We start from the raw sequence: 24748 nt of genomic DNA on the forward strand, positions 1-24748 counted from the left end.
AATCAGAACCGCTTGCGGTTCTGATGATGCCAAAAAGCCGGTCTCGCTCCGCTCGACCGGTGAATCGCGCTCACTACCAGGTCCTTCGGACCGCTCGTTCGCGCGAATGCTCGTGTTCAACTCGCACACGTACTGACCGAACTGCCGAGCTCAGTTTCAGGCATAACCCTGCGTACACAGCCTACACAACGGATTGTTATAGCCGACCGACGGCTCGGAGAACGCCGTGGGTACAGACCTCTGCCTGGCCCGCGGCCACCGATTCGGGATAATCGTCATCCAGTCGGATCAGTTCTTCGCGGACCCGCGAGACGGTCTCCTCGAGATCCTCGTCGGACTCGTCGTAGAGTTCGGGAATCCGGGTCTGGAAGGTCTTCAGTCGCTCCTGGGCAGTCTCGAACAGCGCATCGGGATCGTCGCGGACGCCATAGTGGCTGAGCGCCACGTGCTCAGGATCGATCTCCGCGAGCCGGTCGATGCTCGCCGCAGTGGCCTCGATGTCGAAGGAGGGGACGGTCGTTGGCGGGTGGAAGACGTCTGCACGCGGGAAGTAGCGGCCGATCGCCTCGTTGGCGAACAGCAGGTCCCGTTCGGGGTCGTAGACGGAGAGATGGTCCGGCGAATGTCCCGGCGTGTGGACGATCTCGAGGCTCGTCGAGCCGATGTCGAGCGAGCGACCGTCGCCCTCGATACGAACGAGTCGGTCCTCAGAGAGGGGCTGATCTGGCGCGCCCATCGCCTCGAACTGCTCTCCGAGTGAGTCTGCGGTGCTCGAGACCAGTTTCTCGAATCGGTCCGGGTCGGTGAGCCAGTCGGCCATCGACGCATGGAGGTAGCCCGTGGCGTTCGGTGCGGCCTCGAGCAACTCCGGTGCGGCGCCGGCGTGATCTAAGTGGTAGTGGCCGATCACGACGTGGCGGAGGTCATTGGGGCTTAAGTCGGCCGCCTCGAGGGCGTCGAGCAGTTGGGGAACCCCCGCTGCCGTGCCCGGGTCGACGATCGTCGGCTCCTCGTCGACGATCAGGTACGCAGACAGGGTCTCCGCGTCGTCGAGCGTGATTCCGTAGACGTCCTCGGTGACGGAAAAGACGGTCATACGCCAGCTACGCACAGGAGCGCTAAAAATCGTCTGGCCCCGTCAGTCGCGTCGAACAGCCGTACGGGGATTTCTAGAGCGCGCCGTCGAGTCGATTCTCGGCGTCGGCCTCGAGGCGCTGTCGATCGACCTTCTCAGTTCCGGTCAGCGGAAGGTCGTCGACGAAGAACACCCGTCGGGGGTGGGCGTAGGCGGGGCCGTTCGTAAGCGCGTACTGCTTGATCGTCTCCTCGGTGGTGTTCGGTTCAGCCCCCGATTCGTCGACCACGACGAACGCAACTGGCGCTTCTCCTTTCATCTCGTGGGGAGCGGCGACGACGGCCACGTCCGCGACAGCGTCGTGGGTCAACAGTAGGTCCTCGACCTCCGTCGGGTAGACGTTCTCACCGCCGACGATCATCATGTCGTCGACGCGCCCGACGATCGAGTGGTAGCCGTCCGCGTCCTTCGTCGCGAGGTCGCCGGTTCGGAGGAAGGTGCGACCGTCACGCTCCTCGAAGGCACGCTCGTTCTCCTCGGGACGGTCGTGGTACCGCCCGACGCCGGGGTTCGAGACGAGGAGTTCGCCGACGGTACCGGACCCGACTGGCTCGCCGGTCTCGGCGTCGACGACGATGGTCTCACAGCCGGGCACGGAGAGTCCGGTGCTGCCGGGTTTGTTGATCCCCCAGCGTGGGGTAAGCGAGACGACGGGGCCACCCTCGGTCAGCCCGTAGGCCTCGAGCAGCGGGGCGTCGAACGTGTCCGAAAAGCGGCCGTGGAGTTCGGGAGAGACCGGCGCGCTGCCACAGATCGCAAAGGAGAGCGTCGAGAGATCGTGCTTGGCGACCGCATTGCGCTCTGCGAGCAACATCTTGAACATCGCCGGGACGCCGGTGATGAACGTAACGTCGTAGCGATCGATCGCCCGGAGGACCGCCTCGGGCTCGAAGCCGTCCATGACGACGGTGCTGCCCCCGCGCTCGAGTAAGGCCTTCACGCCCGGCATCGCGTTCTTGTGATACAGCGGCGTGGCGGCGAGCCCCCGTTCATCCGAATCGAGGAGCCAGGCATCGCCAACGGTGTGGGTGTTCCAGGCGACACCGCCGTGGGTGAGGACCACACCCTTCGGTTTGCCGGTCGAGCCGCTTGTATAGGGCTGCATCGCCGGATCGTCCGACGCGACAGCAGCGGGTGCGGCGTTGGCTTCGGCCGCAGCCATCGCGTCGGGCAAGGAGCGAACGTCGACATCGGCGGAGAGACGGTCGCCACCAGACGTCCCAACCACCGATCCCGGCGGACCGTCGACGAACAACGTCTGGACGCGATCACAGGCGTCGGCCGCGGCGACGGCCGTCTCGGCGACCGACTCCGTCCCGCTCGTGACGGCTAACGCGGCGCCACTGTCGTCAACGACGTATTCGACGGTGTCCTGGGGAAGCTGGATGTTGACCGGCACGGGAACGGCGCCGATTCGCATCGCTCCGAAGAAGACGGCGAGATACGTGAGTTCGTTCGGGAAAAAGAGGGCCACCCTGTCGCCGCGGCTGACGCCAACGTCGCGGAGCACAGCGCCGGCCGTCGAGACGCGAGTCGTAAACTCGCCGTGCGTGATTTGCTCACCCGTCGCCGCGTCGATGAAGGCCGTCGTCGACGGATCGGGGACTACGCCTCCGTCGAATGCGGCCGTGAAGTTGTTGTCTCGTGACTCGGACGCCGACATGCGCCTCACTCGTCGAGCCGGGGACTTATACAGTTCGCAACGGGGGATGCGAAAGCGCCCACGAGCATTCGCTGAGAGATCGACGAGAACAGATTCATTCGGAATCGGAAAAACTCCAATATCTGGGCAGAGAAGGTATTTATCCAAACATTTCGGAATTAATCACCTGGTGAAAAGTTTAATACACCCTACTTGAATGTTCAGTAACAGTCACAGTCTCTGAAAGCAATAGTCAATACTTATTGACCATTATATGGTATTGCCATCGGCATGTCGGACTCTGAGAGACAGAGATTAACACTCAAAGCAGACAGGCAGTGTAGTACCGATGCACCAGCGCCCGCTGGCGAGGGCGCCGACGGTGATCACGGAGCGTTGAGCGACGATCGGCCCGTCTGGATCGGCGGAAGCGATGGAGGGATCGAAGGCGAGACGAACCCCACACTCGCGCTGATCGCCGGCCGAGAGTACGTCGTCGAGTTGACCAACGCCGACGGCCGTCCCCACAGCTTCGCGATCGAAGACGAATCGGGCGAGATCGTCTTCGAATCCGCGGTCCTCCAGGAGGCAGGTGCGACGGAAATCGTCGAGTTCACCGCCACCGAGGAGATGGCCGGGTATCGATGCGGAAACCACCCCGAAGAGATGCACGGGGATGCGATCGTCTACGATGCCGGCGACTTCGAGGAGGGCGGCAGGGTCGAGCCTGCCGCAGACGCTGAGAGCGCAAGTACCGCGCGGCGCCGTGCCGTCCAGACCGCCGGAGCAGTGGGGATCGCTGGGCTGGTCGCTGGCTGTCTCCACGTCGAGACCGGCTTCACGGTGAGCGATCTCGATCCCGAGGAGGCTTCCGTCGAGCAGGGCGAGTCGCTCGACGTGTCGGCGACGATCACCAACGTCGGTGAGGAAGACGACACGCAGACGGTCGAGCTCCGCATCGACGACGAGGTCGTCGATAGCCAGACCATCTCGCTCGAGGGCGCCGACGAGGATGCCGCCGCTGACGTCGACGCCAGTTCTCTCAGTTCAGATACGGAGAGTGTCCCGTCACACGTCGTTAATGAGACGACTGTCACGTTCGAGGACGTCGACACCGGCGACATCGATCCCGGCGAGTACGTGCACGCGATTGCCACCGAGGACGACGAGGCGACCGGCACGCTCACCGTCGAGGAAGCAACCGAAGAGACCAGCTGGCACCGCGATATCGACGTGACGGTCCACCCAGATGAAGCGACCGACTGGGACAACTACGAGGTCACAAAACTCCTCGACCAGGACGACTTCATGGACATTGAGGTCGCCCCCGACGGCCGCGTCTTCTACATCACCCGCGGCCACTTCAACACCGGCACCGGCGAAGGCCCGTTCCAGGTCGGCTACGTCGACCCGGACAGCGGAGAGCAAGAGATGGTCTTCGAACGCGAAACCCTCTTCGGGATCGCTGGCACCAGCGGCGTCGACACCAACTCTCGAGAAGCCGGCGGCCAGGGCATCGCGTTCGACCCCGACTTCGAGAACAACGGCTACGTCTACATCCACTACGACCCGCCACTAGACGAGATGGACGACATCGGCCCGAGCCCGTACGACGAGTTCTGGGACGGTGAAGTCGGGTACTTCGGCTACAAGCTCGTCTCGCGGTTCGAGCTCACCGGCGGCGAGATCGACCCCGACTCCGAAACCGAGATTATCCGCATCCCGTGGCAGTACGACGGTTGCTGTCACCATGGCGGCGCCGTCGAATTCGGTCCGGACGGAAACCTTTGGCTCTCACTCGGCGACAACTCCGAGATCGTCTCGGACTACTCGCCGCTTGACGATCGAGAGAGTCAGCATCCAGCCTACGACGCCGGACGAACGTCCTCGAACACGGCCGATCTGCGCGGGAGCATCCTCCGGATCACCCCCGAGGAGGACGGCGGCTACTCGATCCCGGACGGCAACCTGAAAGAGGTCCACGAGGAGCGTACCGGCAAGACGTTCGACGAGGAAGAGTTTAAGCCGGAAATCTTCTCGATGGGGTACCGCAACCCGTACGTCGTCACCGTCGACGAGCACACGGGGTCTCTCTTTACCGCGACATACTCCCCCGGCTACGGCTCCTGGGCGAGCAGTGAGCGCGGCCCATCGGGAATCGCCGGCTTCCGGCTCATCTGCGAACCCGATTATGCCGGCTGGCCGTACTTCCAGGGCTACTACGCCTACCGGCGATACGATCACGACAGTGGCGAACTGGGTCAGCCCTACTGGATCGACAACCCTCGCAACGACTCGCGCAACAATACCGGAATCGAGGAACTACCGCCGTACGAGCCAGACCTGATCTGGCAGCCCCAGAACGGGCAGGATACCCTCGAACATTACGAGGCGCCAGCGTGGGCGGACATGCCCCGCCCGGGTGAGGTAAGCTGGCCGGAGATTCAGGGATCGGGTGGTAACAACGCCGGCCCCACCTACCGGTACCACGAGGAGTACGGTGAGCACGCACTGCCGCCGTTCTTCGAGGGCAAGCAGTTCGCCATCACCTCCTACGGGACCCACCAGAGCATCTGGTACATCACGTTCGACGAGGACGGAGAGCTGGAACTCAACGAGTTCCTTCCGGACGCCCCTTGGGTTGGCCAGACGCCCCACCACATGGAGATTAGTCCCGACGGACGAGCCTACGTGACGAACTACGGCGACGGCTTCTACCAGATCGAGTACCACGGACCGCAACCAGAGTACCAGCCGCCACCGGAAGAAGAGTGGCCCGACCGCGTCGAGCCCAGCGAAGACGGGCTCGGAGCCGAGCCGCCTGAAGACGCGACGGTGCTCTGGGACGGTGACCAGGCCACTCTGGACGACTGGGAGCACTCCGACTGGTCGCCCAGCGGCGAGCAACCGACCGGTGCCGACCCAGTCTGGATCGAAGAGGACGGCTACTTCGAGACCGTCCCGGATTCGGGCGATCTCCGTCCAGAGATCGACGGGGTCGGCGAGGAGATAGGCGACTGTCACCTCCACCTCGAGTGGCGACTGCCCGAAGACGTCGAAGACACCGGCAACAGCGGCGTCTTCATGATGGAGCGCTACGAGATCCAGATCCTCGACGACGGCGACTGGAACCCGGATCAGTTGGCTGGGTCGTACTACTTAGCCGACGATCCGCACGTGCTTCCGCTTCGACCGCGCGGCGAGTGGAACGAGTTCGACATCTTCTGGCGAACGCCAGAGTTCGACGACGGTGAGGTGGTGCGGTATCCGCAGCTGACGGTGTTCTTCAACGGCGTTCCGACGAAGTACCACTTCGATGTGCCGGGTCCAAACTGGGGTGGCATCAACGACTTCGACGACGAGGAGTTCGGTCATCCGATGACGGACGACGGCGAGTTCGCCGATGAGTGGCCCTTCTTCCTTCAGGAGCACGGTGATGTCGTCCAGTTCCGCAACATCTGGTACCGCGACCTGCCGGAACGACCGGTCGAGATCGACGAACCGGGCGATCTACCCACGTACGACACTTCCGCCGGCGAAGGCGAGCCCGAACGGATCGATGCGGGCGGACCCGGAACGACCGGCGAGCCGCCCGAGGACGCAGACGTCCTCATCGACGATGCGCTCACCCTGTCGTCCGGCGACGGCGACTGGGAGAGCGACGACGAGTACGGCGACTGCCAGCTCCACCTCGAGTACCGCATCCCCGAGGATGCCGACGGCGAGGGGCCGTGGCGCGGCGATAGCGGCGTTCTGATGGTCGGCAACTACGAGATCAACATCGTCGACACCCACGACAACCCGGTCGAGGCAGACCAGTGGGCCGGCGCCTACACGCATCAAGCCCCGCCCCACCACGACGCGACCCGCGAGCCCGGCGAGTGGCAACAGCTCGACATCCTCTGGCAGTCGCCGCGGTTCGAGGACGGCGAGCTCGCGAGCCCGGCGCAGGTAACGGCCCTGCTCAACGGCGTGGCCGTCCAGACGCGTCTCGAAGTCGCCGGCCCCAACAACGGACTGGCCGTGCGGGAGTACGCCCCACGCGGCGAACGGCCGCTTCGGATCCGCGAAAGCAGCGACGACGTAGAGATCCAAAACACCTGGGTCCGCCCGTTTGAATCCGACGAGGTCGACGACGGGAACGGACTGGGCGAGCTGTCGATGCCATACGGGTTAGACGCTGGCGGGAACGAGACAGAGGGAGACATCGAGATCGACGGGCTGGCGTTCGACCGGTCGGTCGACGACAGCCAGTTCGTCGCTACTACCGGCGACGTAAACACCTCCGCACCCGGATTCGGCGACACGCCAGAGCCCGAAGAGCTCGAGTTCGAGGGTACCGATCACGACCTGCTGTACGCCAGCGAGATCCACGGCGAGGAGTTCGGTTTCGAGATCGACGTTCCGGATGGCATCTACGACGTGACGCTTCACTTCTCGGAGTGGCCGTACTTCGAGGACGACCAGGTGCCACGCCTGCAAGACGTCTACGTGCAGGACGAGCAGGTCTTAGCGGAGTACGAATTACTACGCGGGGAGGCACAGGTCGAAACGTTCGAGGAGGTCGCGGTCAACGACGGCGAACTCACGATCGGGATCGAGGTCCACCCCGACTCGGAGGATCCATACGCCCGACTCAACGGGCTGGAAATTCACCGAGTCGAGGGCATTTCGACGCCGTACGGGTTAGACGCTGGCGGCGTCGACACCGCCGACGACGTCGAGATCGACGGACTGGCGTTCGACCGATCTCCAGACGACAACCCGTACGTCTCCACGTCCGGCGGGGTGACTCCCTCCGCGGCGGATCCCGACGAGGTGGAGTTCGAAGGCACCGACCACGACCTGCTGTACACGAGCGAGCTAAGCGAGGAAGCGTTCGGGATTGATGTCGAGATCGAAGACGGCGTCTACGACGTCACGCTTCACTTCTCCGACTGGCCGTACTTCGACCCCGAGGACGACCTCCGATTGCAGAACGTCTCCCTGCAAGGCGAGACGGTCTTAGAGGAGTACCGGTGCGAGCCGGGCGTCGCACATCCGGAGACGTTCGAAGGCGTCGAGGTCACCGACGGCGAGTTGTCGATCGAACTCGAGTCCCACCCCGACACCGAAGATCCCAACGCGAAACTGAACGGGTTGGAGATCCACGACGCGGACGACGAGGAAAACGGTGATGACGATGACGACATTCCCGAGGACGCGATCGAGCCGGGGACGACGATCGATCTGGACGGGCAGACAACTGGCTGGGTCGGCATCTCGCCCGACGAGATCGAGGGTGACCAGAACCCAACGCTCGTCCTCGCCGAGGGCGAGGAGTATACGATCGGCTGGAGCGAAGGTGACGGTGGAAACCACAACATCGAGATCCGTGACGAGGACGGCGATGTCGTCGACGACCTCGAAACGGAGTTGACGGGCGAACCCGGCGACGACCAGTGGCTGACGTTCGAGGCCAGCGAGGAGATGGCCTTCTACCGTTGCTTCCCGCACGCGAGCATGGAGGGTGAGATCGACGTTCGGTAATCGTCCGTCCGACCGCGAATTCGTCAGTCTGTGCTTGCACTATTTTTTGTCCGTCAAACCGAGAGCAGCAGCACTTTCGTTCAGTGGACGAACCCCCGCTCTCACTCCACGAACGGACCGCGATGACGGATCGCCTCGTCGTGGGGACGCCCGGCGACGGCGACGAGCCGAACGCCGGCGTCCGTTTCGACCGAGAGTGATTCGTCAGCGGGAGCGAGGACGTACTCACCAGCCTCGATCGCTCGTCCGTCGACGGCTCCCGACCCCGAGAGGGCGAACAGAAAGCCGTTCCACTCCGCCGGGACCTCCCAGCGCCACGAGGAGTCGATGTCGACGTCCTCGTAGGTGACGGGCGTGTGGAGCTCGATCGGAGAGCCATCGCCGACCACCGTCCGTACCGTCGCGCCGTCGCGCGCTGTGACGGGGAGGTCTGCCGGGGAGGCGTCCTGATACGATGGCTCGACTGATTTCGCCTCCCGCGGAAGGTTGATCCACAGCTGGAGACCGCTGCAACCGCCCTCTCCAGCGGGCAGTTCGGAGTGAGTCATTCCGCTGCCGGTCGTGATTCGCATCGCGTCGCCGGGGCCAGCGACGCTCTCGTGTCCCATCGAGTCTGCGTGGGCCATCTCTCCATCGAGCATGTAGCTCACGATCTCGAAGCCGCGGTGGGGATGGGTGTCGAATCCCTGTGACGGCTCGATGTGAAAGTGCTCGAAGACGACGAAGGGGTCGAAGTGTGCCTGGGCGTCAGTCGGAAAGAGCCGGTCGGCACGCATGCCACCCGGGTGGACGACGTCCGCGGCCGAGTGCAGGATCGGTTCGTCTACCATTGCGAACCGGTTAGGTCGGGGCGGGTTTACCGTTCTCGGGCGGCGGAAACTGATCGAATCCTTACGCAGGCAGTTCCGCGTACAGCCAGCAGACACTCGGCGATAGCTTGGCGAACCCGCTCGAAGTTCCCGCTGGCAGCCGACGAAGAGGAGTGACCGAGATCGGAACGAGAGCGGCCGGCATCGAACGCTACGTCTGGTCCTCGCGCTCTGCGTCGGTGATGGCGAGAGCCTCCTCGAAGTGCTCGGATCGAATCGTCGTCGACGCGACCGCCTCCTCAACGTGGTCTGTGGGGACAGATCGCGCGACCTCGCGGAAGGCGACCATCGCGGCCTCGCGACAGAGCGCCTCGATCTCCGCACCGGACCCGTGCGAGCGGGAGCGAGAGCCGATCGGCCGAATCGGCCGGTCTGAGTCGACAGAAATAACGGTCCAGGATCGTGCGGAATGATACCATAGGATAGCGCTATTTCGGCGACGGAATATAGATTCTGGTGTCGGCGACAGGGCTCGGAACTTACGAACGGTCCTCGAGAGCGGCCACAGCACGTCGTGCCGTATCTCGCAACAGCGGGACGTCGTCGGTGAACACCTCGACGGCGACGGTTCCGTCGAAGCCTGCCAGGTGTTCGGTCACGATTCCGTAGTCGATCTCACCGGCACCGATCGGGAGGTGGGTGTCGCCGCGACTTCGAACGTCGTGGACGTGGAGGTGCGAGACGAGGTCACCGTAGCGCGAGAGAAACCGATCGACGCCGTCATCTCCGTCCTCCATGTAGGCGTGACCGACGTCGAAACAGACCGGCGTTTCGGACTCCCGCGCGAGATCGCCGAGGACGGTCAGTGGCAAGCCCAGCTTCTGGTGGCCGACGTTTTCGATGACGACCTCCACACCGGCGTCCGCGCCGGCCGACGAGATCGCCTCGAGTTGCTCGACGAACGTTGGGCGCAGGTCGGTGTCGTGTGGATTCCGCGTCGTGCCGTGGAGGACGGCTTTCTCGGCACCGACGTCCCCGGCCCACTCGAGGAGTCGTCCCAGGTACGCGACGATTGCGTCGTTGATCTCCGCGACCGGTGTGGCCACGACCTGTTTGAACGGAAGGTGTACGCAGAGGTCGGCGTCCGCGTCGTCGAGGCACTCCGTGAGCCGGTCTACGTCGATCTCGGTAGGGTCGGTCCCTTCGCCGATAGAGAACTCCGCCATGTCGAACGGCTCGATAGTGGCCTCGAGTCGATCGATCGAATCGCCGACGGTGAGCCCGATCTCCATACGGACTGTTCCGACGACGATTCACAAATCACTACCGCCTCGCACACGAGATCCAGTTATACTAGTCCAGCCATCGGGTTTGCCATCGTACTCACGCTGGGTCGATACCACAGTGGTGTGGGGATTGTGCAAGTATTGTGTAAATTCGATAGACAGAGTGTCTGATGGTGCGACTGGCCGGTTACGCGAACGGAACCATCTCTGGAAGCGGGAGCAGGGGCACCATGAACAGGGCCGCGATGGTGACCAGGCCCATCAGGACCGGGACGAGGACGACGGCGTAGTTCGTGCTCCCGAGGACACGGCTGAGGTCGCCACCCATACTCGACAGCGGCGGCGTCGTACTCTGACGGAGGATCACCAGTTCGAGGGCGAACAGGATGACCGTAGCTCCTGCTGACACCATACAGAACGGGCAGATCTCGCCGATGACGCCCAGCTGCAGGTAGACGAAGTACGCCGAGAACGCCACGCCGCTGGCCGTAATCGGCGTCAGGATCTTGATCAACAGCGGATGTCGGGTGTCGAACCACCAGAGCGCGAGCCCGATCGTCGTCAGGTAGTAGAACCCGCCGAGGGTCGCCAACGGAACGCCGAAGACGTACGCCCACTGACTCGTGATCACTTCGATACTTCCCGGCACCGGCGCATCCGAAGGTATTGCAGGGATTGCAAACAAGTGGATCGCAGTCAGCGCGACCGTGACCAACCACCCCAGAACCGCAACGATCGTAAACAGACCAAATAACGCCGACACCCGTGGAGAATACTCCCACTCGTAATCGAACGCCATCGAGATTGGTGTTTCAGTACTCATGCAATACTGACTTGGAGAGTCGGAGTACAAAAGAATTGTGTATTAGATCCAAGACTATGAAACACCGTCGAACACTATCGAACACGAGAGTCGGCGCCAAAAGATGGGCCGAAACGACGCTCTGACCCCGTCAGCAATATGAAGGCCAGACCACAGTTGTCGTGCAGGTCGTCACCCAATTGTGGCACTCGCGAGGTCGCGGGCACCGAATCGAACGCGAGGGCGATCATCGCGAGTAGTTACTCGCGCGAGCAGAACCGATAGCGGGCGAATCTTCCAGGCTGTCGGCACGTTGGATCGGGAACATGTGAAATAGCGGATTCTCTGGCCCTTCGCTTACGATTTCAGCGCTTCTACCACCTCTTCAACGGTGAACAACCGCACCTCATCCTGTTTCTCAGCGGCTTCCTGGACGGCCGATGTAAACCCACTACGAGAGAACAACGCGTATTCGTGCTTCCGCTCTCCACCGCCAGCTGGTGCCCATCGAAGTTCTTCTACGTGAGTTTTAAGCTTCGAGAACGCGTCGTAGTCCAGCGGAGACCGCTGGAATTTACACTCCCCGGCGATCAGTACGTCCTCGTTCGTCAGACCCACGACGTCCACCTCGTGCTCTTGATACCACCATTGACCAACGTCCGTGATCGCGTATTCGGGATACAGGGTGCGAAGCGCAGAACAACAGAGATCCTCAAAGGAGTCGCTGACAAAGTCCGCGAGTTCCGGCTCGATAAGCATCTCGTACGCTTCACCTCCGAAGTCTTCATATCTGTCACCGCTACCGTAGACGAAGTGGAACCAGAATCTGAAGAACTGGTCGCGGATGCGGTAGCGGCTTCGCTTGGTTCGTTCCTTTCGTTCGGTAATCGGAACGCGTTGATCTACCAGTCGCAATCGGGAGAGGCGATTCAGATACTTCGAGAGCTGGTTGTAATCGATACCCGTCGCTCCGGATATTTCGTTTCGGCTCGTGCTTCCGCCGGCGATCGCTTCTAGGATCGAGAAGTATCGCGTCGGTTCCGTGAGCTCCATTCGGAGAACGTAGTCGGGTTCGTCGTGCAGCGTCCCGTGACGCGAGAGGATTGTTCGCTGGATATTCTCGCCGAGGTCGCCCTCTGGATCCACTTCTTCAAGGTAGTACGGAACACCGCCGAAGACTCCCCACGTGAATACTTGTTCGTCCGCTGTGTAGTTTTCCGGGAAGAACTCCATCGTCGCGTCGAACGGAAGCTGTCTGATGTCCAGTTTCAACGACGAGCGGCCGTATAGTGGGCTATTTCCCAGTAACGCAGCTTCTTCCATCATACTGATCGACGAGCCGACGAGAACGAACGTAGCACTGGAGTCGTCGAGTTCGTGATCGAACATCGCCTGCAAAACGGAGGGCAGGCTCTCGTCTTGTGCAACTAAGTACGGAAACTCGTCGAGAACGACAATCGCATCCTGATCTGCGAGATAGCCGAGGATCGACTCCCACTCCTCGCGGATCCGCGTGATCCCTGGGTAGACGTCCGAAACCGCCTCGACGAATTGCCGGAGTTGTAGCGTGCTCGTTTTTTGTTTCGCCTGGAAGAGGACTGCTTCGTCGCACTCTTTGAGAGACTGCTTGACGAGTTCAGTTTTCCCGAGCCGTCGTCGTCCGAAAATGACTGCTAATTCCGCCTCATCTGAATCATAGAGTTCGTATAGGCGCGAGAGTTCCTCCGTTCGATTCACGAATCCGGGCATAGTTTCCGATACAGCAGCACCAACCATAATACCTCGCATAATCATACTCTAAAGTATCGTACTTCAAAGTACAGTTTTCGCTACCGGCATGCGGGTTACGGGCGGCCAAGGTATCAGAAGTGGATCAGCTAAGCGGCGAAATCGAGGGGGTACCGATCTCCTCAATCGCCGTGAACGGAACTGTTGGACGCTAAACCTGGCGTTATCGGGCGTCTAAGAAGCGTTCAGAAGCTGCATGGGCCAACTCGGATTTGAACCGAGAGCCTCCACCTTATCAGAGTGGCGCTCAACCTGATTGAGCTATTGGCCCGCTTCGCATCCACCAGTTGCCGGGTGGTACGTTTAAGCGTTTCTTTCTCCCAGTCGCGTGCGAACCGCTACCGGGTAGAGGGGTCGTCCTCCGTCTCACGGGTCGACGCGTCGTCGCCGAACTCGACAGAGTAAGACTCCTCGTCTAAGTCGTAGGCCTCAGTCTGTCCAGCCGCACTCGAGTCGGACCACGCCGACTGTGGCTCGTCGTTGCCCCCAGGAAAGCCGACCGTCCAGACCGCGCCGCTCGTGAAGCCATCCGTCTTCTTGTCCGCGTAGGGGACGATGACGAACCGTTTGATCCCGGCGCGAATGGGGATGCGGGTGGGCGGGAGCACGAGCAGGAAGCCAATCAGGTCCGTAACGAGCCCGGGCGTGAGCAGGAACGCGCCGGCAGCGATCAGTAAGGCGCCGTCAAGAAGCGCGTCGGTTGGGGGTGACCCCGCCGCGAGCTGGCGCTGGATCTTGCCGATCGTGCGTCTCCCCTCCGCGCGGACGAGCAGCATACCGATCAGACCCGTCAGCACCACCAGCAACACCATGCCCGTCCACCCGATCACGCCGGTCTGGCTGACGACGACCGCCAGCAACACCGCGTCGAGAAAGGGGATGAGCAACAGTGCCAGAATCCAGCGAAGCATATCCCGACGTAGCCCGCCGGGAGTGAAAACGCTTTACTCTCACTTCGAAAATCAACACGCCTTTGCCCCCGTCCGCAAACGAAGCGATAGAATGGCGCCGATCGTGCTGTCCTGGAGTGGCGGAAAGGACGCCGCATACACCCTGTACACCCTCCGAGAGCAGGGCAAATCGGTCACAGAGCTGCTAACAACGATCAACGAGGAGTACGACCGAAGCTCGATACACGGCGTGCACAGAGCGCTGTACGAGCGTCAAGCGGCAGCGATCGGCCTCCCGATCAACTGCGTCTCTCTCCCACCGGAACCGTCGAACGAAGAGTACGAGGCGAGGTTCGAAGCCGAGATGCACGACTACGCCGAACGCGGGATCGAACGGGTGGCGTTCGGGGACCTGTTTCTCGAAGATGTCAGAGACTACCGTGAAACCCAGCTCGCGGCGTGTCCGGTAGACGGAACCTGGCCGGTCTGGGGACGCGACACGACCGCGCTGATCGAAGACTGGCTCGCTCTTGGCTTTCGTGCGACGGTCGTCGCCGTCGACGATGCAGCGCTCGACGCGTCGTTCGCCGGTCGCGAGCTCGACGACGCGTTCATAGACGACCTCCCCGACGGCGTCGACCCCTGTGGCGAGCACGGCGAGTTTCACACGTTCGTCTGGGACGGGCCGATCTTCGAGGAGGCCGTCGACGTCGAGACCGGAGAGACGGTGACCCGGTCGGTCGGCGAGGCCGAGATCCACTACAGCGACCTGCGACTGGCAGAGGAGGCCTGAGTACGCTGTCCGAACGAAGGCCTTAGGCGCCTCACCCGCCTGGCCCGAGTATGAACGACGCGACGCGAGTCGAGTGGCGGTCCTGGGACGACGCCGCCTTCGAGGAGGCGCGAGCGGCGGACGTTCCGGTGTTACTCTCGCTGACGGCGACGTGGTGTGATCACTGCCACGAGATGGACGCAGAGACCTACGCAGAGCCCCGAATTGCGGCGAACGTCAACGACCGGTTCGTTCCGGTCCGGGTCGACGTCGATCGGCGACCGCGCGTGCGAGACCGGTACAACATGGGCGGCTTTCCGTCGACCGTCTTTCTCGCCCCCGACGGAACGCTCCTGACCGGTGCCGGTTACCTGGATCCGGACGGCATGCGCCAGGTGCTGGATAGCGTCGCCGAGATGTGGGCCGAGAAAGGGGCAGACGCAGGCCGGGTTCCACGAGCGCTCCGAGACGACGAGACGCCGGCAGGAGAGCTTACTACCGATATCGAGGGGGCCATGCTCGGACAACTCGACGACGCCTTCGACGAGGTCGCGGGTGGCTGGGGAACCGAGCCCAAGTTCCCGCTGCCGGACGCGCTCGAGTTCGCCCTCAAACGCGACCGCGAGATGGCGCTGCGGTCGTACGACGCAGTCGCGGCGAACCTGGCGGACAAGCACGAGGGTGGTTTCTACCGCTTTGCGACCGAACGGGACTGGTCTGGACTCCAGCGCGAGAAGCTCATAGACGAGAACGCGGCGCTGCTCCGAGCGTTCGCGAACGCGTACCTCCACACCGGTCGCGAGACCTACCGAACGCCCGCGGCGCGGGCCGTCGAGTATCTGACGACGACCCTCTGGAACGACGGGATCGAAGCGTTCGCGAACAGTCAGGCGCCCGGCGGGCCGGCAACCGACACTGACGAGCTGAACGGCGGCGAAGCCACAGAAACGCCACCCGTCGACGACACTGTCCTGGCCGGCCCGAACGCGATGGCCATCGACGCGTTGCTCACCTACGCGGCCTACACCGACGACGAGCGCGCCCGCCGCTATGGCGAGCGTGCGCTGTCGTCGCTTCGAGCACACCACCTCGCGGACGGCGTGGTCAGCTACCGACGAACAGCGCTCGATGAGCAAGCGGCTGATGAGCAAGTGACGGAGGGGACCGACGACCGATCCGGCGCGACCGTCAGTGTTCCACACCTCCAGACGCAGGCGCGAACCCTCCGGGCGCTACTCACCGCCAACGCGGTGGTAGGTGCGGAAACCATCGCAGATGCACAGGCGGTCGCAGACGCGACGATCAACGAGTTGCGCGAGGGGGACTCGTTCGTCGATGCGCCACCCGAGGGCGTCGGGTTGCTCCAACGGCCGTTCCGCCCACTCGATGCGAACGTAGCGATGGCCGACGGGCTGGTCGACCTGGCGATCGTGACCGGCGAAGACCGCTACCGACGGGTCGCACGGGAGACACTCGAGGCATTTGCTGGAGCGAGCGATCGGTTCGGCCCCGACGTCGCGGCCTACGGCTCGGTCACAGCGCGGCTGCTCGAGGAACCGCTGGTCGTCCGCGTCGGGACGGACGCCGGCAGCGACCTCCATCGGGCAGCGCTACGTCTAGCAGATCACGAAACCGTGGTCATCCCGAACGCGACGGCCGTGTCGGCGGGGACGGCCCGCGCCGAGCGCGGCGATCGGCGTGGAGAGCCCGCGACCACGCCAGCCGAACTGAGCGGCCGAATCGGCGACGTGCTCGGGTGACAAAGCTACCACCACAGCAGTAAACCACCGTATCGTTTATCACAGTTCGGTGGCATTGTAGGCAGTATGGCCACCCTTAGAGACCTCGGCCTCTCCGAGTACGAGGACCGAGCATACCGCTCGTTGCTGAATACGGGTCCAACAACCGCCAAGGAGTTGTCCCGGGCCAGCGACGTGCCGATGGGACGGATCTACGACGTTCTCAACAGTATCGAGCAGTACAATCTCGTCCGAACCCAGACCGCGAGCCGGCCGAAAAAGTACGTGGCTGTCGAGCCTGCGACCGCGCTGGATCGCCTCCTTGAGGATAAGAAACAGGAGCTCGAAGCCCGGGCCGAGCAGTACGAGTCGATCGTCGACGAACTCTCGGCGGAGTTAGACGCGGCCGAGCCAGTCGAAGAGCAGTTCTGGACGGCGGCAGTCGGTCCCGAGGAGACGATCGACCTCCTGCTCGAGCGGCTCACAGCGGCAGACAGGGATATTCTCATGGTGGCGGCCGATCCGGCCCCAGCAGTCGATATTCGGACGGTTGGCGACGACGTACTAACGCAGCTTGAGAAGGCGCTCGAGCGCGACGTGACGGTCGACTTGCTGATGAGCCCCGACTTGGTCGGCTCGCTGTCCCCGAGCGTCGGCGACCGGTACCGCGAACAGTTACAGACGCGACCTGACTTCTCGGTTCGCACGAGCGACGGGGTGACCGGCTCGTTTACCCTCATCGACGGCGTGGAAGTCTGTATCCAGGTGCCGAACCCGCTGTCGTCGAACGAACTGTTCGGGATGATCGATCTGAAAGACCCCGAGTTCGCTGCGGATGTCCACGAGGAGTTCCTTCCACACTGGGAGACAGCTCAGCCACTCGAGTTCTAAGTGGTTGCAGAGTCTGTCCGGTCGGATTTGACGCAGTCCGGATTCTATGCAGTCGAGGTCAGTAGGTAGTAATCAGGCGAGTTGGGGCTCAGCCTTCGAGTTCGCCGTTGACCTCGTCACGAAGCGTCGCCATCTCGACGACGCGCTCGGCGTGGGCGTTGTGCTGGTGGATCGACTCGTCGTTCGACTGTTTCATCGTGATCACGGCGTCGTCCGGGAGGTGATCAAAGTCGTCGACGACGCCCTCGGCCATCGCACGCACGCAGTCTTCGACGAACTTCGCGTCCGCGTGGGAGGCGTAGGTCATGTGGTCCTCGTCGGGGCGCTTTGCCAGGTTGTAGATTCGCGCGCTCATCGAGTCGCGAGCGATGTCGATAACGTCGTTTAGATCGACCGCGGGGTCGCCGCCGGCCTCGACGGTCAGGGTCGCGTGGCCGCGCTGGGAGTGGCCCGGCTGGGGAACCTGATCCAAGAACTCGGTGATCGTCTCCTCCTCGACGCCCAGATCCTCTAAGGTCTGTTTCGCACGAGCAACGGACATCCCCTGCGAGCAGGGACAGACCGTCATCCCGGTGACCGTCGCGCCGATCTCCTCGCGGGTGCCCTCGTCGGTGGCGGTCGCCGCAGCCACGATATCGACCATATGCTGCGTTTCGCGGTCGCTCTCGGGAGTCTGTTCGCGGCGCATGAACTCGGCTTCCATCGAGACTTCGGCCCGGGAGGTGTAGTCGTGTTTCTCGAGGAGGCGCTCGGCCGCGTCGCCACAGACGTCTTCGACGCGGTAGGCCTCCTCGCGGGTGGCGTCCTCTAAGATCTCGTCGATGACCTCCATGTTGCGGCTCATGTCTGCGCCCTTGCGCCAGGCGGGCAGGTCGACAAAGACCTCGAACTCGGCGGTGAGGACGATCGGTCGCTCTCCCTCGCGGGCGATCTTGACGAGCTTCTCGACGCCGGTCACGCCGACCTGACTCAGGCCAACGGTGACGTCGGGGGCCGACGCCTGCACGTCGGGAAGTTGTGGACTCATTGGCCGCATTCGGGCCAGGATGGGATTAGCCCTTTCGAAAGGCGAAGTTCCGCCGGCGGGATGTCCTCGGTGGAGGGAGTCCTATGGGGGCGGAACGATCCGGCGCAGTTGTTTAAGTGCTTCTGGTCACAAGGTGAAGCCATGACGGGAGATTGCGGGCCAGTTTTTCGAGTCGATACATCCAGTAGCGGAGCGCGAACTGTGTGAGTGTCGAACCAGCCCGCGCCTCTGTTTAAGTGCTTCTGGTCACAAGGTGGAGCTATGACGGGAAGTCGCCTTCTCGAGAAGCACCGTTTCGAGCGATAGCCCCGGCAGTGTGGATCAGGACAGTGGGAAGCGCGTGGCAGTTGACTCGAGGGGACAACAGCCGAGTAACAGGTTTGCCATCCGAACGTTTCTTTAAGTGCTTCTGGTCACAAGGTAGAGCTATGAAGGGCATTTTCGCGGGTACCTCTCTCCGGAAGCGATAGCTCTGTGGTCGATTCGACCCGGGAGCGGTGACTTCGGCGCCGCCTCGACTCAGTAGCCGAGGAACGTATCGGAATGCGTGAGCGAACCCAGGCGACGAGCGAGCCTTTTTCCGTCTGCCCGTCTCACCTCCCGACGAGATGAGCGAGGATGCGGGCACGGAACACGCGACCGTCACGGACCGTCCGGAGCGACGCATCGAAACCCGAGCCGGAGCCGGCTCGGTCTCTCGCGCCGACCTCCAGCGGGACGCGACGGTTCGACGCTGGGGCGTCGTCACGCCGAGCGCGACGGTGATCGGCCGTGCAGACTCGACTGAGGGCGACGTCTCCGAAAGCGTCCGCCGACTGCACGACGAGCAGCATCCGGCGACGCCCGGCTACGGCGAGCGCGCCCACCGACTCGATCGCCTACGGACGACCCAGGCACTGTGTAACGCCTTAGAGCTGACACCCTGGCAGCGAGATCTGGCGCTGGGCGTGATGGACGCAATCGACCTCCGGGGGTTCGGCAGTCAGCGGGCGATCCCGACGGTCGCGCTGGTGGTGATCCGCCACGTCGTCGACGTCGACCGGCAGGCGTACTTCGGCCTCGACGACGTCGACGTCTCGGCGCTCTCTCCGGATCGGATGGAAGAGCTGTTCGCGGAGTACCGCGCCCACGACATCACGGACGACCCGACGTTCGAGCGCTTGGCCGAACGCCATGGACTCGATACGACGAGTCTCAACCGACTTCGGCGAGTGTTAAAAGCCCAACTCGACGAGGAGTTGCCGGCGTACGGGCGCGAGCCGTGGCGCGATCCGAATCTCCCCGCAGCAGCCCGGACAGAGGTCGACGGCGAGGCCGACGGCGGGACAGGCGAGGGAGCGAGTTGAGCTGCCACCGACAGACGAGGCGTCGGCTCACTCCAGTTTCTCGAGAGCCTCGAAGAAGTCGACCGGCGGGCCCGCGAGCGTAACTGGATCGTCCGCCAGCGTTACCGTCACGGTGGCCGGCGGCTCCAGACGCTTTCGGTTCCGGCCGTCGCCGATCGCGTAGGCGGTGTCGGCATCGGTAATCGTCAACTCGAGTTCGGTGTCTGCGTCGAGAACGAGCGGCGGCATCGACTCCGAGGGGGCCATCTGGGTCACCACGAGCGCGTCCAGCCGCGGGCGAACGAGCGGGCCACCCTCGCTTAGATTGTACGCGGTCGACCCCGTCGGCGTAGCGACGATCACCCCGTCGACGTGGCTCTCGACGTACCGCTGCCCGTCGACGTCGATTGTAATGCAGGCGCCGCCGCCGCGGCCACGGCGCGGACCGTGGACGACGATCTCGTTTAGCGCCGGAACGAGTGACCACCCCTCGCCGCTGGCCTGCAGCCGAGCGACTTCGCGTCCGCTAACCGAACCAGTCTCACGACGCTCGTCGACGATTGCAGTGACTGACTCGACGGCGTCCGCCGGCGGGATGGCGTTCAGGAATCCGACCTCCCCCAGATTGACGCCGAGAATCGGTGCGTCGCCAGCCTCACGGGCGACGAAGAGCAGCGTCCCGTCGCCGCCGATACTGACAACGAGGTCGCACCCGCCCATCTCGCCGACGGGAACGCCCGGCGCGCCGACGACTGCCGCGGTCTCTTCGTCGAGGACGACGTCCGTATCCGGCCGCGAGAGTTCCCCGACCAGCCGCTTTGCGAGTCCGCGGGCTCGATCGTTGTCGCGCTGGGCGACAATCCCGACGTCGACGACCATGATCGTCGGCTACCCGACCCGTGGTAAAAACCTCTGCGTTCTGCTGTCCACGGAGTCGTTCTGCCGTGGCAAACGCGCTGCTCGGCGAGTGGATTAATCAGGGAGGAGTCGCTATCGGTCACTAATGCGTCGGTCGATCGTCGTCGGACTCGCGTTGCTCGCCATTGCCGTTCTCTTCATCGGCGGCCCCTCGCTCCTGTTCTCGCCCTCGACCGCAGACGTCGCCCCCGAACAAGAGCAGCAGCCAGCGCCGGATGTCCTCGCGCTTGAGGAGTCAGAGAGCGGGATCTGGGCGTATCTGAGCGCGCGCGAGGCCCACGATAAACGCAGCCCACTCAACCTGTTCGTTCGCGGCGACGCCGACGCGGTCGTCGAGAAACTGACCGAAGAGGGAGACGGCGATTGGGAGGTACTGGACGAGGACGAAATGGACGCTGAGGCCGAGACGTACGCGTTCCTCGAGGACGAGGGTCACCACGCGACCGGGACCGAGTGGGGCGAAGCCGCCGGAACGACCCGGTACGCCTGGGTCGATCCAGGCGACGGCGACGATGCCTACTGGATGACCGAGACACTCCAACTCGACGACGGAGATTACTACGGCGAGCGGATGCACATTCGGCTCTATGAGTCGCCGAACGCAGACGACGAGTGGGTCGCGATGCAAGCCCACACGGAACACTTCGACTGGTTCACGCTGCGCCACCGTGTCGACGGCGTCGAGAGCGCCCAACTCGAGATCGAATCGGAGTTCATGGACCTCCCAAGCGTCGACAGGCAGGAGGATATCAGACGGATCAACGTCGAAAACGCCGGCCCCTCCGACGCCGACGGCTGGGCGACGTACGTCGACCTGGTAGGAATGGCGCTCGTTCCGGTCGCGCTCGGCCTCGCGAGCGGACAGCATCGGAAGCGTCGCGAGCAGGCCTCTGAGGCGCTCGACGGAGCGATGGATGATCACCTGACCGACGTGGACAAGCGTCGTCTTCGAGCAGCATACGATCGCGTCGAAGCGGGCCACATCATCTTAGCCCTGAGCATCCTCGCGATCGTTCTGGGAGTCCGTCTCGGCGGCGTCGCCCTAGAGCGGACCGTCGACGCGCTGACGATGCACATGATCGCGGCGATGCTGTACCCGTTTATTGCACTCGGGTTACCGATCGTCACCTACGTAATCGCCCGCGGGTTGACACGTCGACTCGACGCAGCCGTCGTCGCCTCGGGTTCGCTCGCGGTCGCTATCTGGCTCGACTACGGACTGATGGGCGTCGACTCCCTCCCCGTCGACGTCGTCGTCCAGCGAATGCTCGTGGTCGTCGCCCTCGGGCTGATCGCCGGCGGCGCGGCCAAGCGCGCGACGCGGGACTCGTGGCTGAACGATCTGCTCGTTGCAGGCGTCGCAGCGTGGGGTATCGTGCTGATCGGGACGCTCTTTGGATACTTCTGAGAGCCTGGGTGGATCGGATTTCCCGCCTATCCGCGACAAACCGGCCGAGGTCGCTTGCTACCGTCGACGAGAGGGTTATTAAATAATATGGCGTGTGAATATGCATATGCTAGCAACCGTTTTTAAGCAGTGTCTCTTGAGTTACTAATGCAATGTCGTATGCCTGTTCCACGTGTGACGCGGAGTTCCAGTCTGCAGCCGGCGTTACCCAGCACGTCGCGTTGCATCACAACGTCTGTGCAGAGTGTAACGAACAGTTCGACGAAACCGACGGACTCCGAGACCACATTCACCAAAATCACTGACCGGCTCGTCGAATCGCAGTGAGCGGTCCGTATGTTCCGTCCCGTCGATCGGTGAGTAGCGTCTTCAGCCACCGATCGCTTCCTGCGTAGCAGACCGACGGTCGTGTCGCTCTCAGCCCCGCGCAGTTCGGGGCGTGTCCGGAGTCACACCGTTGTGATTCGCTTGATTCGAGACAGCTCGCCCGTCAGAAGATGTGGGGCGCTACCCGAGCAGGTAGCGCAGCCAGGGGCGGCGCTGGACGAACTCGGTTTGTTCAAGGTAGCTATCGATCCCCAGCAGCCGACCCGCACCCCACGCGCCGAGTCCGAACAGCAACAGCATGTAGACGAACGAGCTGTCGATGACGTAGCCGTTCTGGACGGGGAGTCCAGCCGCGAGTCCACCCTGCCAGGCCGCGGTCCAGAAGAACAGCATCTGGATGGCGCCCATGAGGGCGGCAAAGCGGAAGAAGACCCCAAACAGGAGCGCAAGTCCGATAAGAATCTGACCGAAGATTACCATCGGATCGACGATCGCCGCATAATCAGCAAAGAAGAGAAACAGCCCCTGTAGCGGGTTCGCGTCGGCGACTGCGTTCTCGAGGAAGCCGGCAGACGACCACGAAAGCGGATCGCTAAGACCGCCATCGAGCAGTTTCTCCAGACCGGCCTGCAAGAACACCCAGGCGATGACGAGTCGCAGTCCGAGCATGGAGTAAGCGAGCCACGTCTCGGAGTAGTCGAATTCGACGTTACGTCCCAGTAGGTCCGATCGGAGCGTCCGTTCTGAGGGTTGTGTTGACATCAGGTAGGTCACCTACTCGGTTCACTATCGGGAATAGAAAAGAGGCTATAGAGACTTCTCGTCGACTGGGAAGTTCTTCGTGGTGGATAGGAAAGCCCCTACGAATCGAACCACGAGGTCTCGCGTCGTCGACGTCGCTCCCGAACTGTCTCGATTTCCTGCGTTAGCTCACCGTAGTGGTCGATCAGGTCGTGCGTTGTGACGATTCCACGGACCTGCAGATTCTCGACGACGACGAGTTTCTTGACCTGCTCGTCGCGCATTCGCTTGATCGTGAGCCTGACCGATCGGCCCGGCTCGATCGTTACGAGCGGGTGGCTCGCGACCACCTGGGTCGTGATCTCACTGAACGGACGATCTATCCGGTAGCCGGCCGCGACGACGTCTGACTCAGTCACAATTCCGTAGGGAGCACCGTCGTTCGTGATGATAACACTCCCAATGTCGTGTTCTATCATCCGCTTGGCAACGGTATCGAGCGCCGTCGTCCGCTCAGCACTGACCACATCGGCAGTCATCACCTCGGCGACCCGAGCGCACATACCTATACGCCACAGCGATCCAACATAACTGTAGTGCTCCAGAGAGCGGGTTCGAGGGGACAGAATGCGTCGTCCGGAAGCAGAATGCGCCGTCCGGAAGCAGAATGCGCCGTCCGGGAGTCGAACCCGGGCTACTAGCTTGGGAAGCTAGTGTCCTACCACTGGACCAACGGCGCGCACGAACGTCTTTCGGGGGCGGGAACTTGAACGTAGCGTTCGTGCCGAAACGGATCCCAGCGATCGCCGAAGCGCATAACTGACCGTTCGTCCACCGGTCAGCCCAGAGGAGAGAGTATTAGGCCGTTCCGAGCGTACACTGTGGTAATGATCGATCTTCGGTTCTCGGAGTCGGAACTGCAGCGCCGACGTGAACACATCGAGGCGTTTCTTCGCGATCAGGTCGACACGTCGGGCGCCAACGGCGTCATACTCGGCCTCTCGGGCGGTATCGACAGCACCACCACGGCGTACCTCGCGGCGAACGTCTTGGGAGCAGATCGGCTTCACGGGCTCGTCCTCCCGGCTCGGGTCAGCAGCGAGGACAACATGAGTGATGCAGAGCGAGTCGCCCAGGAGCTGGGGGTCAGCTACGACGTCGTCGAAGTCGAACCAATCGTCGAGGCACTGCTCGAGGCCTACCCCGAAGCCGAGGGTGACCACGTGACGGTCGGAAACGCGCGAGCCCGAGTTCGGGCGGTGTTCAACTACCTCGTCGCGAACCACGAGAACCGACTCGTCCTCGGGACCGGCAACCGAAGCGAGGCTGCAGTGGGCTACTTCACCAAGTACGGCGACGGCGCCGTGGACTGCCACCCGCTCGGAAACCTCTACAAACAGCAGGTTCGCCAACTGGCCGCCGATCTGGACGTACCGACCGACCTGATCGAGAAGACACCGACGGCGGAGCTGTGGGCCGACCAGACCGACGAGGACGAACTCGGCATTTCCTACGACGCGTTAGATTCCATCCTCGCGACGCACATCGACGGCGGCGTCCCCGCGGCCGCGACCGCTCGGCTGCTCGATGTGGACGTATCGACGGTTGAGCACGTGCGCGAGATGTACGAGGCCAGTGCGCACAAACGGTCCGCCCCGCCGGCACCCGAGCCCCTCGAGTAGCGTGGACACAGGAGACCACACAGGTTCCGTCGATCCG

20 protein-coding genes and 2 tRNA genes are annotated in these 24748 nt (G+C 63.0%); 8 read left to right on the forward strand and 14 right to left on the reverse strand.

Going from position 1 to position 24748, the window contains the following annotated elements; genetic code table 11:
* Window positions 1-196 precede the first annotated feature (196 nt).
* Both OB905_08860 and OB905_08865 read right to left on the reverse strand, forming a co-directional pair.
* Window positions 197-1096 (reverse strand): MBL fold metallo-hydrolase, encoded by a 900-nt coding sequence (locus OB905_08860; protein ID MCU4926095.1) that lies wholly within the window; start codon window positions 1094-1096, stop codon window positions 197-199.
* Between the two features lie 73 nt (window positions 1097-1169).
* Complete coding sequence (locus OB905_08865; GenBank protein MCU4926096.1) at window positions 1170-2798, reverse strand: acyl--CoA ligase; 1629 nt, start codon at window positions 2796-2798, stop codon at window positions 1170-1172.
* 375 nt (window positions 2799-3173) lie between these two features.
* Here OB905_08865 and OB905_08870 point away from each other — a divergent pair, with 375 nt between their 5' ends.
* Window positions 3174-8306, forward strand: coding sequence for a DUF1080 domain-containing protein (locus tag OB905_08870; protein ID MCU4926097.1), 5133 nt, complete (start codon window positions 3174-3176; stop codon window positions 8304-8306).
* A gap of 101 nt (window positions 8307-8407) precedes the next feature.
* Here OB905_08870 and OB905_08875 read toward each other — a convergent pair whose 3' ends face one another.
* From OB905_08875 to fxsA, 7 genes are all read right to left on the reverse strand, one after another.
* Window positions 8408-9136, reverse strand: coding sequence for a pirin family protein (locus OB905_08875; protein MCU4926098.1), 729 nt, complete (start codon window positions 9134-9136; stop codon window positions 8408-8410).
* A 190-nt stretch (window positions 9137-9326) separates the two neighbouring features.
* Complete coding sequence (locus OB905_08880; protein MCU4926099.1) at window positions 9327-9686, reverse strand: hypothetical protein; 360 nt, start codon at window positions 9684-9686, stop codon at window positions 9327-9329.
* Window positions 9655-10407, reverse strand: a complete 753-nt coding sequence (locus tag OB905_08885) for a sugar phosphate isomerase/epimerase (GenBank protein ID MCU4926100.1) — start codon at window positions 10405-10407, stop codon at window positions 9655-9657. The genes OB905_08880 and OB905_08885 overlap by 32 nt, the downstream gene beginning before the upstream one ends.
* A gap of 181 nt (window positions 10408-10588) precedes the next feature.
* On the reverse strand, window positions 10589-11224 hold the full coding sequence (locus tag OB905_08890; protein MCU4926101.1) for a vitamin K epoxide reductase family protein: 636 nt from the start codon (window positions 11222-11224) through the stop codon (window positions 10589-10591).
* A 336-nt stretch (window positions 11225-11560) separates the two neighbouring features.
* Window positions 11561-12952 (reverse strand): ATP-binding protein, encoded by a 1392-nt coding sequence (locus tag OB905_08895; GenBank protein ID MCU4926102.1) that lies wholly within the window; start codon window positions 12950-12952, stop codon window positions 11561-11563.
* A 236-nt stretch (window positions 12953-13188) separates the two neighbouring features.
* Window positions 13189-13262, reverse strand: a tRNA-Ile gene (locus OB905_08900).
* Window positions 13263-13329: 67 nt separating this feature from the next.
* The gene (gene fxsA / locus OB905_08905; GenBank protein ID MCU4926103.1) at window positions 13330-13902 is read right to left on the reverse strand and encodes a membrane protein FxsA; all 573 of its coding nucleotides are present in this window, start codon (window positions 13900-13902) and stop codon (window positions 13330-13332) included.
* Window positions 13903-13993: 91 nt separating this feature from the next.
* On the opposite strand from fxsA, the gene OB905_08910 reads away from it, so the two are divergent.
* The 3 genes from OB905_08910 (at window position 13994) to OB905_08920 (ending at window position 17283) form a co-directional block, all read left to right on the forward strand.
* A complete protein-coding gene (locus tag OB905_08910; GenBank protein MCU4926104.1) occupies window positions 13994-14674 on the forward strand; it encodes an adenine nucleotide alpha hydrolase in 681 nt (226 codons plus the stop codon).
* A gap of 50 nt (window positions 14675-14724) precedes the next feature.
* Window positions 14725-16413, forward strand: a complete 1689-nt coding sequence (locus OB905_08915) for a DUF255 domain-containing protein (protein MCU4926105.1) — start codon at window positions 14725-14727, stop codon at window positions 16411-16413.
* Window positions 16414-16479: 66 nt separating this feature from the next.
* Window positions 16480-17283, forward strand: a complete 804-nt coding sequence (locus OB905_08920) for a TrmB family transcriptional regulator (protein MCU4926106.1) — start codon at window positions 16480-16482, stop codon at window positions 17281-17283.
* Between the two features lie 88 nt (window positions 17284-17371).
* Here the strand turns inward: OB905_08920 and mptA are convergent, their stop codons facing one another.
* Window positions 17372-18310, reverse strand: coding sequence for a GTP cyclohydrolase MptA (gene mptA / locus OB905_08925; protein MCU4926107.1), 939 nt, complete (start codon window positions 18308-18310; stop codon window positions 17372-17374).
* A gap of 608 nt (window positions 18311-18918) precedes the next feature.
* Here mptA and OB905_08930 point away from each other — a divergent pair.
* A complete protein-coding gene (locus OB905_08930) occupies window positions 18919-19656 on the forward strand; it encodes a DNA-directed RNA polymerase subunit epsilon (GenBank protein ID MCU4926108.1) in 738 nt (245 codons plus the stop codon).
* A gap of 27 nt (window positions 19657-19683) precedes the next feature.
* Here the strand turns inward: OB905_08930 and OB905_08935 are convergent, their stop codons facing one another.
* Window positions 19684-20514: an NAD(+)/NADH kinase gene (locus OB905_08935; protein MCU4926109.1), complete on the reverse strand. Its 831-nt coding sequence runs from the start codon at window positions 20512-20514 to the stop codon at window positions 19684-19686.
* A gap of 124 nt (window positions 20515-20638) precedes the next feature.
* Here OB905_08935 and OB905_08940 point away from each other — a divergent pair, with 124 nt between their 5' ends.
* Both OB905_08940 and OB905_08945 read left to right on the forward strand, forming a co-directional pair.
* A complete protein-coding gene (locus OB905_08940) occupies window positions 20639-21961 on the forward strand; it encodes a hypothetical protein (GenBank protein ID MCU4926110.1) in 1323 nt (440 codons plus the stop codon).
* 152 nt (window positions 21962-22113) lie between these two features.
* Window positions 22114-22266, forward strand: a complete 153-nt coding sequence (locus OB905_08945; GenBank protein MCU4926111.1) for a hypothetical protein — start codon at window positions 22114-22116, stop codon at window positions 22264-22266.
* A 202-nt stretch (window positions 22267-22468) separates the two neighbouring features.
* On the opposite strand, the gene OB905_08950 is transcribed toward OB905_08945, so the two are convergent.
* The 3 genes from OB905_08950 to OB905_08960 all read right to left on the reverse strand — a co-directional run bounded on the left by OB905_08950 (window position 22469) and on the right by OB905_08960 (window position 23768).
* The gene (locus OB905_08950; GenBank protein ID MCU4926112.1) at window positions 22469-23050 is read right to left on the reverse strand and encodes a DoxX family protein; all 582 of its coding nucleotides are present in this window, start codon (window positions 23048-23050) and stop codon (window positions 22469-22471) included.
* A 98-nt stretch (window positions 23051-23148) separates the two neighbouring features.
* Complete coding sequence (locus OB905_08955) at window positions 23149-23592, reverse strand: CBS domain-containing protein (protein MCU4926113.1); 444 nt, start codon at window positions 23590-23592, stop codon at window positions 23149-23151.
* Window positions 23593-23697: 105 nt separating this feature from the next.
* A tRNA-Gly gene (locus OB905_08960) sits at window positions 23698-23768 on the reverse strand.
* A 148-nt stretch (window positions 23769-23916) separates the two neighbouring features.
* Between OB905_08960 and OB905_08965 the strand changes: the two genes are divergently transcribed.
* Window positions 23917-24711 carry an NAD+ synthase gene (locus OB905_08965; protein MCU4926114.1) on the forward strand — a complete coding sequence of 265 codons (795 nt, stop codon included), beginning with the start codon at window positions 23917-23919 and terminating at the stop codon, window positions 24709-24711.
* Window positions 24712-24748: the final 37 nt, after the last annotated feature.

The organism is Halobacteria archaeon AArc-dxtr1, assembly GCA_025517425.1.
Classification (GTDB): domain Archaea; phylum Halobacteriota; class Halobacteria; order Halobacteriales; family Natrialbaceae; genus Halostagnicola.

Excerpts from the sequence above, each read along its gene's own strand:
- OB905_08965 (MCU4926114.1), top strand. The coding sequence starts at position 23,917 with ATGATCGATCTTCGGTTCTCGGAGTCGGAACTGCAGCGCCGACGTGAA.
- OB905_08950 (MCU4926112.1), bottom strand. The coding sequence starts at position 23,050 with ATGTCAACACAACCCTCAGAACGGACGCTCCGATCGGACCTACTGGGA.
- OB905_08915 (MCU4926105.1), top strand. The coding sequence starts at position 14,725 with ATGAACGACGCGACGCGAGTCGAGTGGCGGTCCTGGGACGACGCCGCC.
- OB905_08860 (MCU4926095.1), bottom strand. The coding sequence starts at position 1,096 with ATGACCGTCTTTTCCGTCACCGAGGACGTCTACGGAATCACGCTCGAC.
- OB905_08945 (MCU4926111.1), top strand. The coding sequence starts at position 22,114 with ATGTCGTATGCCTGTTCCACGTGTGACGCGGAGTTCCAGTCTGCAGCC.
- mptA (MCU4926107.1), bottom strand. The coding sequence starts at position 18,310 with ATGAGTCCACAACTTCCCGACGTGCAGGCGTCGGCCCCCGACGTCACC.
- OB905_08920 (MCU4926106.1), top strand. The coding sequence starts at position 16,480 with ATGGCCACCCTTAGAGACCTCGGCCTCTCCGAGTACGAGGACCGAGCA.
- OB905_08890 (MCU4926101.1), bottom strand. The coding sequence starts at position 11,224 with ATGAGTACTGAAACACCAATCTCGATGGCGTTCGATTACGAGTGGGAG.
- OB905_08940 (MCU4926110.1), top strand. The coding sequence starts at position 20,639 with ATGCGTCGGTCGATCGTCGTCGGACTCGCGTTGCTCGCCATTGCCGTT.
- OB905_08865 (MCU4926096.1), bottom strand. The coding sequence starts at position 2,798 with ATGTCGGCGTCCGAGTCACGAGACAACAACTTCACGGCCGCATTCGAC.
- OB905_08935 (MCU4926109.1), bottom strand. The coding sequence starts at position 20,514 with ATGGTCGTCGACGTCGGGATTGTCGCCCAGCGCGACAACGATCGAGCC.
- fxsA (MCU4926103.1), bottom strand. The coding sequence starts at position 13,902 with ATGCTTCGCTGGATTCTGGCACTGTTGCTCATCCCCTTTCTCGACGCG.
- OB905_08875 (MCU4926098.1), bottom strand. The coding sequence starts at position 9,136 with ATGGTAGACGAACCGATCCTGCACTCGGCCGCGGACGTCGTCCACCCG.
- OB905_08910 (MCU4926104.1), top strand. The coding sequence starts at position 13,994 with ATGGCGCCGATCGTGCTGTCCTGGAGTGGCGGAAAGGACGCCGCATAC.
- OB905_08930 (MCU4926108.1), top strand. The coding sequence starts at position 18,919 with ATGAGCGAGGATGCGGGCACGGAACACGCGACCGTCACGGACCGTCCG.
- OB905_08955 (MCU4926113.1), bottom strand. The coding sequence starts at position 23,592 with ATGTGCGCTCGGGTCGCCGAGGTGATGACTGCCGATGTGGTCAGTGCT.
- OB905_08895 (MCU4926102.1), bottom strand. The coding sequence starts at position 12,952 with ATGCCCGGATTCGTGAATCGAACGGAGGAACTCTCGCGCCTATACGAA.
- OB905_08885 (MCU4926100.1), bottom strand. The coding sequence starts at position 10,407 with ATGGAGATCGGGCTCACCGTCGGCGATTCGATCGATCGACTCGAGGCC.